The organism is Streptomyces sp. NPDC043867 (assembly GCF_056435845.1).
Genome location: NZ_JBWKDS010000011.1, coordinates 25,894 through 41,285, shown reverse-complemented (window position 1 = coordinate 41,285; position 15,392 = coordinate 25,894). Strand labels below are relative to the sequence as shown.

The following is a 15,392-nucleotide window of genomic DNA, read 5'->3' as shown; positions in this document are numbered from 1 at the left end:
GGTCATTGTCGCTTTATCATATTTCAATCGGTGAGGCAACCCTTCTGAGCAGCCGGTGAGCGGGAGAGGCGGTCTATGATACCGGTTGAGGCGGCGTGCGTCTTTCCACCTCACCAGCCAGCCTGCTTGACCATTCGAGCCTCGCCGGGCGCGCTGGCGAACGATCCCGTCCTTTGTCATCAGATGATGACCCCAGGCTTCGATCTCCGTGTCAGCTCGCACCCCTGTGCTGGCGGCCGACGGTCCACACGTCACCAGGGGCGCCGACGAATGCACGGTGGGCGCCCATGGTCCGCTTCAGCTGCACGGCGGAGACCGTGTGCCCGCGCCGGGCGAGGGCCTCGCGCAACTCTCCAGGCATCAGCGGCTGGCCGCAGCGTGCGAGATACCGTGCGGCCAACTGCTCGGTGTGGGGTAGGCCGGCGGCTCCCCCACCGAGAGCGAGTCGCTGAGCGTCTGATGCTCGGCCTTGGCCGCGCTGTACAGCTCCATCACCGGTCCTGCAGCCTCCCCCGCGCGCGACAGGTGCTGCCGTCAGGTGTCGCAGTCCAGATAGCCGCGCCGGTAGGTCTACCACAGCAGGCCGACCAGGGCGGCCGTCGTGGACAGCTGGTACGCGCAGCGAGGTCGAACAGGCGGTGCGCCCCCGCACCGAGCAGCCGAAAGGACAGCTCGATGAAGAACAGCGCGTTCGCGACGGTGGCCTCCAGGCCGGGCAGACGCAGCAGGTTCTGGACAACGGGAATCCAGCCGATGAGGGCGATCCCGAAGCGGGAGAACACGGTGTCCTGGGTGACGATGAAGCAGGGGGCGAGGAGCTCCGCCCGTGCCATCGTGGGGGCGTCGTCCGGGTCGCCTCGGTGCCGTCGCGGCATCTCGGAGCCGACGCGCCGGATCTGCCGAGTCTGGGGGGCGGTGCGTCGTTCATGTATGCGGGAATCACGGTAGTCACTGTGGCACCGACTGTCTTCATGGCTTCGACGTGAGTCTCTTCTTCTCAACCTTTCGTGACGGTTCGGAGTTGATCGTGTCCGGAGCGCTGGATGCGGAACGCTCGTGTGTCCCGGTTCAGCGGGCTCCGGTTGCTGAGTCGATGATGTCCTTTTGCTCCTGGTCGGCATCCCCGTTGCTGGGGGCGGATCGCCTGTACTGGGGGTGGTCGAGGTCCATCTGGAGTGCGGCATGCAGGGGGGCGGGGTAACGGGTGCGCTCGGACCAGGCCATGGCCTGGTGGGAGAGGCAGGCGGTGGCTCGGGCGAGGTCTTCCCGGGAGTAGCGGGGGTTGGTGAACATGGGATTGATCTCCCGGGTGGTGATGGAGTGCCAGTTGCCGTTTAGTTCGCTGTCACCCCGCGCATCTCTCTCGTCCCTTGCGCGCCAGCGAGTGCGGTCGTCTCCGAGGCGGCTGCGGTTGTGGGTGCGGGATTCGCTGAAGAGGAACCAGGGGTGTCCATCGGGCCGGTGGCCGGGCCAGGCGAGATACTGGCTGACCTTGATGAAGGGGTCGAGTCCCTTGGCCAGCCGGCTTTTGGCCATGCCCTCTTTCTCGGCGTAGACGAAGCGGGGAAGTTCGTCCTGCATGGTGTTGACGCGGATGTAGGTGATCGGGTGCAGTCGCTCGTCCGCGATGTCCTGGTGCGGAGTCCACAGACGCCTGTCCTCCTCAGGCAGGCTGTCGGGGGTCAGGCCGAAGCTCCTGTTGTGGAAGCCAGGGTAAATGCGACGCCATGCATGACCGTCGAGCATGACGGCGAGATCGAGGCCGGCCATTTCTGGCCTCTGTTGGAGCTGTACCAGCGCACGGGCAGCGTCGCTGCCGACCTCGCACCACCGGTCCATTCGCGTCTTGCTCGCGTCCCTTTCATTGTGCAGGGGGTAGTTCCTGGCATGGAAGGCGGTGTTCGCGTCGTAATACGGGGCCCAGGTGTTGGTGATGTTGCTCCATCCGAGCATGGTCCACACGCCGCCGGGTGTGATGGGTGGGATGAGCGCGGCAGCGGTGGTGATCCAGAGGGGCTCGCCCCGGTAGAGGTTGCTCTTGGTCTGCATACGGCAGTGCAGGCCGCAGTAGGCGATGCGAGGCAGCGTGTTTTTGCCGGCGTGGAGAATGGCTTCGTACCGGTCGTCGACAACACCGAGGCTGCGGTGCATGTCAAGGACAGCGGCGAACGCGGCGTGGTCCTTGTGGTACTCCTTCTTCTGGGGCTGGATCTCGGTCAGGACGGGTGCGGCCGTCCCCTTGCGGTGCTGGAGCTTGGCGCCGATGGTGAATTGGCTGGGCACGCGTGCTTCAGCGAAGAGACCACGCACCGCGTGCTTGGCGTCCTTCTCGTTCCTCTCGGTTTCTTCAGCCCTCTTCCGGGCCATGCGGCTGTTGTTGGCCTGTGGGTTTGCGTCGTCCTGGTCGGCGCGGGGCATCTCGGTTTCGCACCAGACAACCAGGCGGGTCCCCGGCTCCTTGTAGCGGCTGATGATCGCGTTGACTTCAGCGCGGCGGATGCCAGCGCGTCCTGTGCCGTGCTGAAGGAGTTCTTCTGCCTTGTGAAGCACCAGGCGGATACCGGGGCGGAGTTCGACCTCGCTGAGTGAGGGTTTGATCGTCTCGGGATCGATGCCATAGGTGCAGGCGAGGGCCTGCACCATGCGCCGCCGCGTGGGGTACCGATACCACAGGCCGAGGTACACCAGCTTGCTCTCACCCTGCTTTTCGATGGAGCGCTGGATGGATTCTGGGGAGGGGAGGCCGACCTTGTCCTGGAAACGGGCAGCTGCTTTCTTGCCGCTCTCGTCGTCGCTGGCCTTTCCCTGGGCCCACTGCAGGTGGGAGGTGTCCTGGAAGTACCGCTTGCCGAAGCCTTTGCTGTCACTGACCAGGGTCATCACGGGTGCCACGCCGCTTGCGCTGTTCCCGGTCCGCTCCGGGGCGAAGGATGCCTGGAGATGCTCCATGATCAGACGGTGGTGATGGGTGCCGGTGCCGGTTCCGACACCGTTGCTCTTGGGCATGGTGGCGTGCAGGGGCCGAACTTTGCCGGGCGCCTCCATGGTGAGTGATTTGCCGCTGCTGCGTGTGTCGATCTCCGTATTGGCCCGGGTTCGGACGGCAAGCAGGCCCGTGTGGTCGACGTCCAGTCGGGCGGCGATCTCCAGTCCGTATCGGTTGGCGGACTTCCAGCCTCCAGGGCCATCCAGCTTGAGGGAGAGGACCGGCTTGTCGCTGCCGCAGTCGACCATGGCGGTCTTGGCATAGATGACGGCGTTGCTGATGCGCCGGTTGCTGCCGTGGAAGTGGATGACGGGGTTGGTGTAGCCGGTGAAGGTGGCCATCTTGGTGTCAACGCGGGAGAGCGCGTAGTCCCGGGCGCTCCAGTCCTCGGGGAGTTCGGACCAGTTGTCAGCGATCTGTTGTGTCGCTTCGGCGCTTGGGGGGTGCCCGATGTGCGCGAAGGCGGGTCCGAAGGGGTGGTCCCAGGCGATGACGCTGCCGTCACTGAGCGGACGGTAGGCGAGAGTGACGGCGGTTTCGGTGTCCTTCGCCCATCCCGCTTGCCTGGGCTTGGCCGTCTCCCCTGGTTCCCTCTCGTCCTCTGCCTGCTCGGACTCCTTGCTCTTCGGTGTCACCGGCTTCATGGCGTACTCGGTGAAGGGAGCTTCGGCGAACTTGTCGGCCATGCACCAACGCACGGCCTGGTAGGCCCAGTCAGGCGGATTCGGGGCCAGGCTGTCGCGGTTGAGGATGACATCGGCAAGCGAGAGCTTAGCGGGCGTGGTGGCACGGACGAGGCCCGGCAGTGTGGACTTCCCAGTGCCGGGTGCGTCGTCGAGCGAGGTGCCCTTGACCGCGGCTTCGAGGTATGTGAACAGTTTGGCGAGCTTGACGGGGTCGATCTCCTTGAGGGAGATCATGTAGCGGAAGTGCTTGTCGAGGTGGACGTAGCCCTCGGCGAGGGCTTGCAGGGCGGTGGTGGCGATACTGAGCGGCCACAGCATTGCCACGTCCGCACCCTCGGGGAGATTCCTGTTCTTCCGGCTCTCCCGAGCCCACGCACCGTACTTGTGCCACTCAACGAGAATCTCCGGCTTGTCTTCTCGTCCTTCTCCGCCGAGGTCGCTCCAGTCGTGGAAGGACCACACGTACGCGTACTGGCCCGCCAGCACAGCGTCGTTCAGGAGGAGGGAAGAGGTGTAGATGGTGGTGAGCTTGCCCATGCGGCTGCCGGAACCTCTCTTCGATCAGACCGGCCGGGGTCAGGAAAACGAGTGCGAAACCTCGGCGTAGCGCAGGAACTCGATGATGGCTCGACCGTACAAACGGTTCATCATCTCTCGTTCCTCCGGTGACCAAGCATCGTAGATGAGCCGAATGACCTCTGCGAGCCCCGTCGTGTATTTGGTGCCCAACGCGGCCTGATCGACTACGAATAGATCCATGTCGGTGTCGCCGCGTCGTGCCCGCCCGGCGAGTTGGATCAGCTCCACGAGCATGGAGCTGATCAACTCCATCTGAAGATCTTGATGCATGCTGGAGAACCGCGTGGGAGAGCGCAGGATTTTCACCAGATGCTCACGGGATGCGGTGCGGGCGTGCTCGATCGCCTCGTATGGGTCGTCCCCGCTGAAGGAGCGCGCGGCACGTTGGCCGCATGCGTTGACGCTGCCATGCATCCATGCAGGGTCCTCGATGCTGAGGACTGGCCGGACGCACAGGTAGACGTCGCTGATGGCCGAGCGGGTCTCGACCACGATGTTCAGGCCGCGGGCGATCCGGGCCATGGGGGCAATGAGGATGTCGCCGAACTCGTGGAAATCCTCCAGTTCCTCGGCGACGATCGCGCGCACGCCCTTGGGGAGGATGTTTCTGTACTCCGCGAGATCTTCGCGGCGCAGCAGCACGCATACGCGGTGTGTCATCCCTTCCGCCTGCGCCATGCCGATGGCGAGGTAGAGCCCTTGCTTGTAGCCGTTGACCTGGAGGATGCAGCGGGCTCGGTCGGGGTCGTTGCGGGCAAGCCAGTCCAGACGCCCCCGAAGCTGTTGTTCGTAGATCGCCTGGCCCATCTCCCGCAGTGCCGAGAGCTTGTGCTCGTCGTAGAGGCCGGCGATCTGGATTCCCTCTCCGCCTGGCACGTCGCTGTTGGTGACGGGCAGTCTGTTGGCCCTGATGGATTCCTTGACGTCGGGCATCCACCAAGCCACGGGTGCGTGAACGTGCTCGCCGGAGGCGTGGGGGAAGAACGCAGTGGCCGACAGACCAAGGACGGGACGTCGTACCCCGGCCTCCATCAGCGAGGTCAGACGGCCCAGTTCGCTGATGAACGTGTGAGGGTCACCGATGGTGGCGCTCTCGCGGAGTTCGGCTGTCGGCTTGCTGTCGTCACCGATTCCCGTCACCTGGTATCCGTGGATGTCGCGGCCCAGCATGCCGGTCGGGTACAGCTTGGAGACAGTACTCCGGTAGGTCATGGCGAGGATGTCCCGGGCTGCGGCACTGTCGTGGTCCTGGACCTTCTGTGCCTGTTCGCGCAGGAGGGAAAGAGCCTGTCCCAGTTCCAGCAGGATGGCACGCACGGTGATGAGGTTGACGAGACGGGCACGTACGGGGTCCTCGGCGACTGTCTCCTCAAGGGACTCGTGCATGGCCTGCTTTACGGGAAGCAGGTTGTGCCGGCCGCGTGGAGAGACAAGGTCGTAGAGCTGGTCGGTAAGACGCTCCCAATCGGCTCCCTCCGGCATTGGCAGCAGCTCCACGGGCTGGTCTTCATCAGAGTTTTTGCCGGGCATGAGCTGGTTGAGCAGGGTGAACAGCTCATCGGGGATCGGCTCGTCGACGTCATGGTCGTCAGGGAACAGGTAGTTGATGATCTCCCGATCCCGGGACGTCGCGGTCCGCCATCCCCTGTTGTCGCGGTAGGCGTCGTCCCTATCGTCCTGGGCTTTGCTGAGCGCCGGCGGGTTGAGAATCAACTGTTTGTTCGCCAGCCAAAGAAGCAGGTTCTCGGCGGTCAAGCGGGCGTGGCTGAGGGGGTTCGTAAGCAGTTCCCGCAGGTGTGGCGGGAGGTTGCGCCTGTCATCATCGACGATGTCCAGCAGCGACTTCTTCATCAGAGACGCGAGGACCGCTTCCTTGGCGCATCCTTTGATGGCACTCAGCTGGAGGGCATCAACCTCGTCCACGACGAGCAAGTGGCACATGCGTGCCATTGCTTCGAACACGGACGCTCCACGAGTCCCTCGGGGCTTGCCCTGGAAGGAGTCGCCGTCGAAGACGACACCGGTTCGCAGAGTTCCTTCCACGAAGTTCATGTGGTTGGTGATGATGACACTGGCACGGGTCGCCTCGTAGAGGGGCCGGAACTTGTCGCACACCGGGATGAACGGACAGGCGTAGGTGCCACTCTCTCCGGGCTTGCTCAGCGTCAGGCAGTTCTCCTCGCCGGCCGGGAACGGGTCCTGGACGGTCATGTACGCCTTCTGGGCGCACGCGTAGCCCACCTCGGCAAGATCTTCCAGGTTCTTACCGTCCCACTGCTCGATGGGCGTGTCCTTCATGAGCGCCCCGTACTCCAAGGCGCGTTCGTGGCGCTTGGCCGGGGACATCAGCGCAGCGCAGGTCTTGGGCTCAGGGAGCTCCTCCAACTGGTACAGCCAGTCAAGATCGCTGCCGATGTCCCGCTTCATTTTCAAGGTGGCCTTGACGTCCGGGACGACGATCCCCAGACGCAGGTCCTGCTTGGCCATCAGCGCGGCCAACACCCGCACCAGGACCGTCTTCCCGCTGCCGGTGGGTGCGTTGAGGATCTGGAAGCTGCCGTTCAGCAGCTCAAGGGCCTTGACCTTGCCGCTGGGGCAACGGAGCTTCTTCAGGAACTTCTTCACGGTCCGGCGGATGTACTTGGTCCCGGCCTTGCGTTCGGGACGGCTGAGGAGTTCGGCGACCTCCAGGATCTCTTTCTTGCTGAACGAGAGCTCGGGTGTCTCAGGAACGGTGACGATGTGGGGAAGGGCGTCGTGACCGGGGGCCTCGTCGAAGTCCGGGGCTGAGGGGAAGGTGAGGCCGACAGCGGCCCGGCCAAGATCCTTGCCGAGGTAGGCGACGCGGGTCGTGTAGTGGCCGGGGCCGGCGAATTCCAGCGCGCGCGGACGTTTGCCCATGGTGTAGTAGCCGCGAATGATGCTGCTGGCGTAGTCCAGCGGCGGCTCGGGCAGGTAGCAGAGCACATGTTCGGCTGCGCTGTCAGAGGGCAGTGCAAAGAGTCCGTCGGTCAGGTCCACGGAATGTTCGCTGTCGTCGCCCAGCATGGCCCGGAACGCAACGCGGACAGCGTCGGCCGACGTGTAGGAAGAGGGCAGCTTTCTGATGACGCGAGCGAAGACGCGGTATTCGTCCGCTGTAACCTGGTCCCATTGTTTCAACGCCCAGGGTTTGCGTTCGGCGAGCAGGGCCACGTGCCGGAAGGACGCGATGGGCGTGCCGTCGTCGCTGGTTGCCGGGAAGAGGTGGCTTGCCAGGGCGAACGCGGCGAGGAGGGCGTCCTGCTCGGGGGAGCGTCCGCTGCTCACATGTACTCCTTCAGGCGGTCGGTGAACAGGGCCAGGAAGTCGGACGCGGCCATGGCCGTCATACCAATGTGTTCACGGTGAATGACGGATGTGAGGTAGCCGACCTGCTGGCGGCGGTGGTCGGGCACTACGAGCCAGGTAGCTCCGCCCTTGTCGCCGCGGTCCTCGATGAGCTTCTTGGCCAGGGTTCCGGGCCAGGTGTAGTCCTTGACGTCGATGGAGAAGACGACGGTGTCACCGTCTTTGACCTCGATGTCGACGCGGTCGTTGTCGGGCCAGACCTTGACCGTCAACCGGGTCCCTGCAGCGGCTTCCTTGAGGACGTCGGCAAGCCTGAGTTCCGGGAGTCCGGGGATGCAGGTGCTGCGCCAGACACGTCGCACCAGCGCACGGTATCCCTCAGCAGGCCGGGCCCTTGGGGTTTCCCGCGATGCTCCCGTGTAGAGCGGCATCTCGGCCTTGCTGGGGATGTAGATGCGGTCCTCGGCGTGGAGGACCGGGACCTGGTCGCGGGTGGCAGTGAAGGTGAAGCGGGCTCCGGTGTCCTGGTGCCACGGGTAGAGGCACCTGACGGCGTAGGTCCTGCCGTCGTCGTGCGGAATCACCTGCATGGGATAGGCACAGGCAGGACATCCGAACCACCACTGCCGCTTGTAGAGGCAGTAAGACGGGATGTCCTGATAGAAGACCTGAGCCACGGCAGGAGGGAACCCGAGTTCCTCCAGCTGTTCCTTGTCGCAGACAGGGTATTCGATGATGTTCCGGCGATGCCGCTCGTACAGGCCGCCCTTAATGGCTTTGAATACTTGCTCCTGGCCGAACTCACTCTCGAGCTCGAAGTGAGTAAACCTCTCCCCGCGTCGCTGCTTCTTGTCGGCGATCTTGAAGATCTCCGCGGCTTCCCATAGCAGGTCGCAGCCCTCCTGCGTGGACACGCCCACACTGTCGAGGAAGCGGAGGTTTCGCAGGGGGCCCGTGAGTGCCTCTTCGGGGAAGATGCCGACGAGGCTGCCAGCCTGGTCCCCGGAAAGACGATCGAGAAGGTCCCGGAAGGTGACACGGTGGCCAGGGCCGACGGTGGCCATGATTACTCCCTGGGCCTCCATCAGCTTCTCGACGCGCTGCCCGGAGGAGAGAGCGTCGTTGTAGCGGGCCTCCTCGCACAGTACGAACGCGCTGGCGGCCCGTAGGACGGTCTCGTCGAACTGCCATTGGTCAGTGGGTGCTTCGCCGTGCTCGGACATGGAGGCAGCCTACGAGCCACCACTGACAGTCGGGGTTCGGTACTGCGGAGGGATGAGGTCTTCGAGGCCGTCGGTGGGAACCGTCGGATACAGCTCGCGGTACTGGGAGAGGTAGTCGGCGATGTGTCGCCAGCCGGACGCTGAGGGATACCAGGCGTGCCGCCCCCAGGTTGCTCCGTCGGGGAGTCTGTGTTCGAGGTAGCCCCGAGAGGGTGCCTCCTGGCCAGGACCGGTTTTGACCGTCAGGTGGAGTCGAGCCCGGCCGACCAGGTCGTAATCGCCGCCGTGCTGACTGGCATAGGCAACGCGCACCAATGTGCGCCACAACCACACCGACATCATCGGGGCGGGAGCGCTCTGGCTACGGGAAACACCGAGGCCGGCGCGGGCAACCGCTCTGCCCTGCTTGGTCATCTCGACCCGGGTCCGCTTGACCAGCCCGGCTCCGGGAATCGTGACGGTGTCGTGGTGAACAGTGATCAGGCCGCGCCGATTCAGTGCGGCGATGGAGGGGCCAGTGCCGGGGTCATGGACGCCGCGGTCGCGGAGGCGTTCCTGAAGACGGCTGAAGCCAGTGATCTCCGGCGGGGCGTAGAGGGCGAGCGTCATCTTCCGCCACTCGGCGGCCGGGCGACGCTTGCCGGTGTGCGCGTAGCGCTCACGCTCTGCCCGCTGTTCTTCCATGTCTTGGAGGAAGCAGGCTTCCAGGTAAATCCGCTGGCGGTCATTGAGATTGTTCCACGTTTCCATGAGGGCGGAGCGTTCCGAGCGGGAGCCCGACCTCGGTAGCACCGGGGCTGGCTCGTCCGGCCGGGTTCTGCGCCATGCATCAACGACCACGTGCTCGGGGAGCTTGTAAATCAAGGCGAGGGCCTTGGCCAGGCGGCCGGCGTGCTCGGGGGTGGAGCAAGCCGCGCCGCGTACTGGCAGGCCGCGTTCAAGGCGGAGCAGCTTAGTGCCGTCGAAGCTGATGCCGCGCATGACTTTCCTGCCGGACACGGCCTGCGCCGCATGGTCAGCACTGCTGAACCCGGCTTCCCGTCGAAGATCGCGGAGAGTCGCACTTCCCCTGGGGCGGCTTGTGAGGTAGTGAACATCGACCTTGAAGAAGCTCATCAGAGCGTGCAGCTGGCGGGCTTCCGGCTTGCGCTGACCGCTCTCCCAGTACCCGACGGTCCGCTGAGTGACGCCTACCGCGTCGGCGAGCGTGCGACGGCTCACTCCCCCTAGCTCTCGTAGCTGGCGAAGAACTTCAGGCTTGAACGACTCTTCTCTAGCCATACTGCTCCAGGGAATCGTATGGAACAGTTCCGTGCAACTGACCAGAACCAGCTCTAGGGTCCGTCTTCAAACGGATCTGGCCCAGAGCAGAAACGATGCGAGGGTGACCGCCGCTTCGTAGGAAGTGGCGGTCTTTTCATATCTCGTGGCGATCCCGCGGAAGCCCTTGAGCCGGTTGAAGCAACGCTCGATCATGTTGCGCCGCCGGTAGGTCTCCCAGTCGAACCCTGGCGGCCGGCCGCCGCGGCCACCACGCCTCAGCCGGTGCCGTCGCTGGTCGGTCTTCTCGGGGATGGTGTGTGCAATGCCGCGTTTGCGCAGGTAGACCCGGAAGCCGCGGGAGCTGTAGGCCTTGTCTGCGATGACCTGGTCGGGCCTGCAGCGCGGCCGGCCCGGACCGGTGCGGGGAACCCGGATCCGTTCCAGCAGAGGGCGTGCGCAGACACTGTCGTGGCGCTGGCCGGGCGTCACCAGGATCGCGAGCGGGCGGCCCTTGCCGTCGCAGGCCAGGTGAACTTTGGTGGTCAGTCCGCCTCGGGATCGGCCCAGGGCGTGATCGTCCGGTTCGTCCTGCCGGTGCTGCCCCCTTTTCGACCGGTACCGGCGGCATGCTGGTGAGCGCGGACGATGGTGGAGTCGATCTGTACCAGCCAGTCGATGTCTCCGGCCGCATCGGCCTGGGCCTGGATCTGTTGCAGGGCCTGTGTGAAGACTCCGGCGAGGGCGTAGCGGCGGAAGCGGGTGTACACCGTCTTCCACGGCCCATAACGTTCCGGCAGGTCACGCCACGAGATCCCGGTGCGGATCTTGTAGACCATCCCGTTGATGACCTGCCGATCCTGCACACGAGGCCGCCCCGTCGAGGCCCGGGGTATCAGCGGAGCGAGTAACTCCCATTCCAGGTCAGTGAGTCTTTTCAGAGTGGGCACCGGACGGGTGACGGGCCGGCGCGAAGGGTGGGCTGCGTTGAGCACGATCGCGCAGGTTGATCGGCTGTCAATGACAGTCGGACCCTCACCCTTGTGGGGTCAAGTTGAAGAGGCTCAGTGAGTTCATGACGACGTACCACGACACCATGATCCACCACCCGGAAAATCTTTGAAGACGGACCCTAGTTCAAAATATTCAAGAAAGATATGGTTCGGAGTGCGCAAGTCAGAGATGGTGCAGCTGGTCAGGACGGTTGAGCTTGGGGGGGAATCATGCGGCGCGCGTGAATGAGCTTTGCGGCGGAAGATGGTTGAACCCACAGGCGTTGCGCTTCTACGTGACGTCGAGCGAGCCTTGTGTGGTGCATCCGCGCCACCGCAGGTCCGCGCTCCGTCGGCCAGTCAGCTGTGGCCGGGGAGTCGTGCGTAAATCTGCACGTGGCTGGTTGGTTCGAACGCCTGCGGACGCGCACGTGTGATCCCTACGGTGAAGTGACGACAGTTCCAGATCGTTCGTGGGGAGTGCAGTGGACCCGGAGATCGTCGCTCTCGGGAGCATCGTGATCAGCAGCCTGGTGGGCAACGCCGTGCAGGACGTCTGGTCCTGGGGCAAGGGCCGATTGGTGGCGTTGTTCGCCCGCGGCGGGGCCGAGGAGGAGGCGGTTGACGACGAACTGGAACAAGCTCGTCGCCAGGCGTTGGAGGCGGGGGAGGCCGGCGACGAGGACACGGTGACCGAGATCACGGACGAGTGGTCGAGTCGTGTGCTGGAACTGTTCGTCGAACGTCCCGAGGCCGTGCGGGAGGCGCGTGAACTCGTCGGAGAGGCACTGACGAGGGCGACGCCCGCTGAGGCGTCGTCGGCTCTTCTCCACTACGTCAACCACACAGCTCTGTTCCGGGAGATGGACAGTCAATGGCGCGCGTGCCGGGCGGCCGGGACCGTGACGTCCGTGTTCCTCAGCGGTGTACGAGGAGTGGGGAAGCGCAGCACGGCGCGACAGTGGATCCACTCGCACCGGGACGTCCTCGTCGGGGTGTTTCTCCAGGCCGACCTTGGGATCCAGGGTGGAAGGATGGTGGACCCAGCGGTGGTTCTGGAGCGCTGGCTCGACGAGCTCGGCGTGCCGAGGGACGAGCGTCCGGGTGACGTCTCGGGCAAGGCGCGGCGGGTGCGTCACGAACTGCGTGACCGGTCGGTGGTCTTCCTGCTGGAGAATGTCACGACGACCCGTCAGGTGCGTGACCTGCTGACCGAGCAGCCGTACGGAGTCGTCCTCATGACGGGGCAGGAGGCACCGCACGACCTGACGGCCTTCCTGGACGTCCTTCCGCTCCCGGTTCCGGTGCTGCGGGACGAGCACGCGCTGGAGCTGCTGGTCAAGGTGAGCCGTACCACCGAAGATCCGGCCAAGCTCGAACCGATTGTCCGGTACCTGGGCGGCCTGCCGCTGGCGCTGCGGCTGATCGCCGGACATCTGAAGGCGCCCGTCCCTGGTGTTGTGGAGGACGTCGGTGCCCGGCTCGCCCACCGGGCCGCACGACAGGAGTTGCTCGACGTGGACGATCCGAATCCCCTGCCGGAAGCCCTCGAACTGGCCTACGGGCGCATGGCCGTGCGGACGGCGCAGCTCTATCGCCGCCTGGGGTTGCTCATGTGTGAGGATTTCCAGCTGGACACCGTGTTCGCGCTCGCACCGGACTGGGAGCCGTCGGAGGCGCGCACCGCGCTGAGCGCCCTGATTTCGGGCGGTCTGGTCGAGCGCCGGGGTCTCGACACGTACAGGATGCATATCCTCGTCCACGATCACGCGTCGATCGTCGCGGATCGCGACGAGACGGAAAGCGAACGCGAGGCGGTGCGGCGGCGGATCGTCCATCACTTCCTGCGGATCACCGAGCGGGGTGAGCGGACGCTGTCGACGCGCTGGCTCCACAGCCCAATGAACGCCTTCCTGGCGGATTCGGCAGCCGACGAGCGCCGACAGACCGAGACTTTGCGCGAGCTGGCTCGACGCGAGGCGGGAATCTTCGCCGCGGTGCGTTTGGCTGCCGAGGCGGGGCTTCATCTGGAGGCGTGGCGCCTGAGTCAGGCCATCCGGACCTTCTGCCTCCGTACTGGGCGCCACACCCAGTGGATCGAGGCGGCCGAGATTGGCCTCGTCTCGGCGCTGGAGACCGGTGACACGATGGCGTTGGCCCGTGCGTCCTACGAGGTGGGCTTCGCGCACCTTGAACGCTGGAACGTGGAGGAGGGCGATCCGCGGCTGGCCCGGGAGCACTTCGAACAGGCGCTGAGCCTGGTAAACCCCGATGTGCCGGGCCGGAGCGAGGGTGAACGTCGCACGGAGTCCAGCGTCCTGGAAGGACTGGGACTGCTCGAACGCAAGCTCAAGCGCCCCGATCACGCGATCGATCTGTTCAGCCGTGCCCAAGCGGCACTGGAGGGGATCGACCATCCCCGTGGCGAGGCCCTCCTCTCTCTGCACCTGGGCACTACGTACACGGCGATCGAGCGCCACGACGCCGCGGAAGACGAACTTCTCCGGGCGGTCGAGGAGTTCGAGGATCTTCCGGACGGACCGGACCGTTTCAACATGGCCAAGGCCCGGCTGCGTCTCGCCGAGAACCGCCGCGCTTGCGGGCGACTGCGCGAAGCCGTCGAGGCGCTGGACCTGGCCGTGGACGGCATGACCGGCGTGGGCTCGGCCTACTACGCCGCGCAGGCCCTCCTCCTGCGCGGAGACGTCCGCGTGCAGTTGGGGGAACGGGAGGCCGCCGTCGAGGACTGGACGTCCGCCCGCGCGCTCTTCGCGGAAGAAGGCAGCATTCACGAGGCTGAGGCACAGCACCGCCTGGAGCGGGAGGGCGGAGAGGAGGAGTAGGAGCCAGCATGCACAGGCCGCCGCCGAGCTGGGCTCAGACGTAGACCAGGTCGAGCAGTCCCGGGTCGGGCAGGTCGCCGGCGCGCACGGCGATCTGCTCCGACCGTGTCGGGCGGGCACGGGCCGTCCCCGCAGCGCGCTCTCGCACCGTCCAGGCATAGACCGCCGACGCCGCCACGGGGAAGACCGCCCAGGCGGGACGCTCCCGCCAGCTCACCCGCACACGACCGCCGTCCGGGAGCAGCGCCAGACACCCGTCCTCCTCCGTTTCCGCAGCGAGCAGCCCGCAGCCGGAGGATTCCGCGGCATAGGCGCACCACGGGTCGTCCTCCGGACGGGCCGCCGTGCGCCCCCGCGGAACCAGCAGCACGTCGGCCGTACGCGGCCATCGGCGGTCCGGGTCGTCGCGGTCGGCGGCCAGATGAGCCGAGGCGATGTGCGGGCCGTGGCCGTGCTGTCGCGCCGCGGGGTAGCGGCGGACGATCACTTCGCCGTCAGCTGCCCCAGCGCCGTCGTCCGTCACGGAAACGGTGACGAACATGGGCGCCTCATGAGGAACGTGGCGGGCGCCCGGGCCGGAGGGCTGCGACGGTACGGGTATTGCGGACACGGACGCGGGATGGCCGGGTTCGTCCAGCCGCAGCCAGGTATAGAACAGTCGGCGCAGCAACTCGGCAGAGCGCCCCGGTTCCGACGTGACGGTCTCCCCGACCGCCTGGAGCTCCGGATCGTCCCGCTGCCCGTTCAAGGCGGCAAGCTGGCACAACAGGGGGCGATCGGCGGACAGGCGAGGCAGTATCCGGCCGAGCCTGGCCATGGGGGATCCCGGTGCCACCTTCGATTCGTCGAAGGCGCCGAGAATGCAGGGAATTCCCAATGCAATTCCATACATGGTCAAGGAGCCATGGTCTCCCACAAGATAATCAGCCGCACAGAGAGCAGCCTTCCATGTGTCGCTTTCCGGAACCGGCAAGAGAAGCCCGGAATCCAGAAACGGAGCCAACCAACTGTGCAGCTGCCACGAGCCATGACCATGCCAGGAATTCGGATGGATAGCCGCGAGTACGCGGAATTCTTCAAAGGCGAGTTCGGCCAACATGCGACGGAGGACGTCGGCACGCGGTGAGCCGAGCACCGAACCGCTTCCCCAGGTTGAGGACACGACCACGAGCCGCTGACCCGGTAGCAGCCCAATCGCCTGCCGGTAGCTCTCACGGAAGGGAAGGCTGGCGCGCAGTTGATCGATACATGGGTCGCCGGCCACAACAGCCCTGGGCAACGCCTGCGGACAGCCGACCGCAAGCCGATCGAGCTGCTCCTTGTGGGACAGGATGATCGATGACGGGATAATGTCCCCATCGTGCAGGAGCCACTCCTCCGTGAGCCCGAAGGCTCCCGGCTCCCGGCTCCCGGCTCCCGGCTCCCGGCTCCCGGCTCCCGGCTCCCGGCTCCCGGCTCCCGGCTCCCGGCTCCCGGCTCCCGGCTCCCGGCTC

At 65.6% G+C, this 15,392-nt stretch carries 9 protein-coding genes; 1 reads left to right on the top strand and 8 read right to left on the bottom strand.

The window, feature by feature from the left end; translation table 11 throughout:
- Positions 1-360: 360 nt before the first annotated feature.
- The 7 genes from AC069T_RS13460 to AC069T_RS13430 all read right to left on the bottom strand — a co-directional run bounded on the left by AC069T_RS13460 (position 361) and on the right by AC069T_RS13430 (position 11,005).
- A complete protein-coding gene (locus tag AC069T_RS13460; RefSeq protein WP_478782873.1) occupies positions 361-492 on the bottom strand; it encodes a hypothetical protein in 132 nt (43 codons plus the stop codon).
- Positions 492-833 carry a hypothetical protein gene (locus AC069T_RS13455; RefSeq protein WP_478782872.1) on the bottom strand — a complete coding sequence of 114 codons (342 nt, stop codon included), beginning with the start codon at positions 831-833 and terminating at the stop codon, positions 492-494. Before AC069T_RS13455 ends, AC069T_RS13460 begins: the two co-directional genes overlap by 1 nt.
- 235 nt (positions 834-1,068) lie before the next feature.
- Positions 1,069-4,209 carry an RNaseH domain-containing protein gene (locus AC069T_RS13450; RefSeq protein ID WP_478782871.1) on the bottom strand — a complete coding sequence of 1,047 codons (3,141 nt, stop codon included), beginning with the start codon at positions 4,207-4,209 and terminating at the stop codon, positions 1,069-1,071.
- A 39-nt stretch (positions 4,210-4,248) separates the two neighbouring features.
- Positions 4,249-7,560: a hypothetical protein gene (locus AC069T_RS13445; RefSeq protein WP_478782870.1), complete on the bottom strand. Its 3,312-nt coding sequence runs from the start codon at positions 7,558-7,560 to the stop codon at positions 4,249-4,251.
- Positions 7,557-8,804 (bottom strand): restriction endonuclease-related protein, encoded by a 1,248-nt coding sequence (locus tag AC069T_RS13440; RefSeq protein ID WP_478782869.1) that lies wholly within the window; start codon positions 8,802-8,804, stop codon positions 7,557-7,559. Before AC069T_RS13440 ends, AC069T_RS13445 begins: the two co-directional genes overlap by 4 nt.
- A 9-nt stretch (positions 8,805-8,813) precedes the next feature.
- Positions 8,814-10,085: a helix-turn-helix domain-containing protein gene (locus AC069T_RS13435; RefSeq protein WP_478782868.1), complete on the bottom strand. Its 1,272-nt coding sequence runs from the start codon at positions 10,083-10,085 to the stop codon at positions 8,814-8,816.
- A gap of 66 nt (positions 10,086-10,151) precedes the next feature.
- A protein-coding gene (locus AC069T_RS13430; protein WP_478782988.1) for an IS5 family transposase occupies positions 10,152-11,005 on the bottom strand; the annotation gives its coding sequence in 2 pieces (ribosomal slippage) (positions 10,152-10,654 and positions 10,654-11,005; 855 coding nt in all).
- Between the two features lie 536 nt (positions 11,006-11,541).
- On the opposite strand from AC069T_RS13430, the gene AC069T_RS13425 reads away from it, so the two are divergent.
- A complete protein-coding gene (locus tag AC069T_RS13425; RefSeq protein ID WP_478782867.1) occupies positions 11,542-13,899 on the top strand; it encodes a hypothetical protein in 2,358 nt (785 codons plus the stop codon).
- Positions 13,900-13,933: 34 nt separating this feature from the next.
- On the opposite strand, the gene AC069T_RS13420 is transcribed toward AC069T_RS13425, so the two are convergent.
- The gene (locus tag AC069T_RS13420) at positions 13,934-14,998 is read right to left on the bottom strand and encodes a hypothetical protein (RefSeq protein WP_478782866.1); all 1,065 of its coding nucleotides are present in this window, start codon (positions 14,996-14,998) and stop codon (positions 13,934-13,936) included.
- Between the last annotated feature and the right edge of the window lie 394 nt (positions 14,999-15,392).

Coding starts and splice junctions, on each gene's coding strand:
- AC069T_RS13460 (WP_478782873.1), bottom strand. CDS start 492: ATGGAGCTGTACAGCGCGGCCAAGGCCGAGCATCAGACGCTCAGCGAC.
- AC069T_RS13455 (WP_478782872.1), bottom strand. CDS start 833: ATGGCACGGGCGGAGCTCCTCGCCCCCTGCTTCATCGTCACCCAGGAC.
- AC069T_RS13450 (WP_478782871.1), bottom strand. CDS start 4,209: ATGGGCAAGCTCACCACCATCTACACCTCTTCCCTCCTCCTGAACGAC.
- AC069T_RS13440 (WP_478782869.1), bottom strand. CDS start 8,804: ATGTCCGAGCACGGCGAAGCACCCACTGACCAATGGCAGTTCGACGAG.
- AC069T_RS13435 (WP_478782868.1), bottom strand. CDS start 10,085: ATGGCTAGAGAAGAGTCGTTCAAGCCTGAAGTTCTTCGCCAGCTACGA.
- AC069T_RS13420 (WP_478782866.1), bottom strand. CDS start 14,998: ATGTTGGCCGAACTCGCCTTTGAAGAATTCCGCGTACTCGCGGCTATC.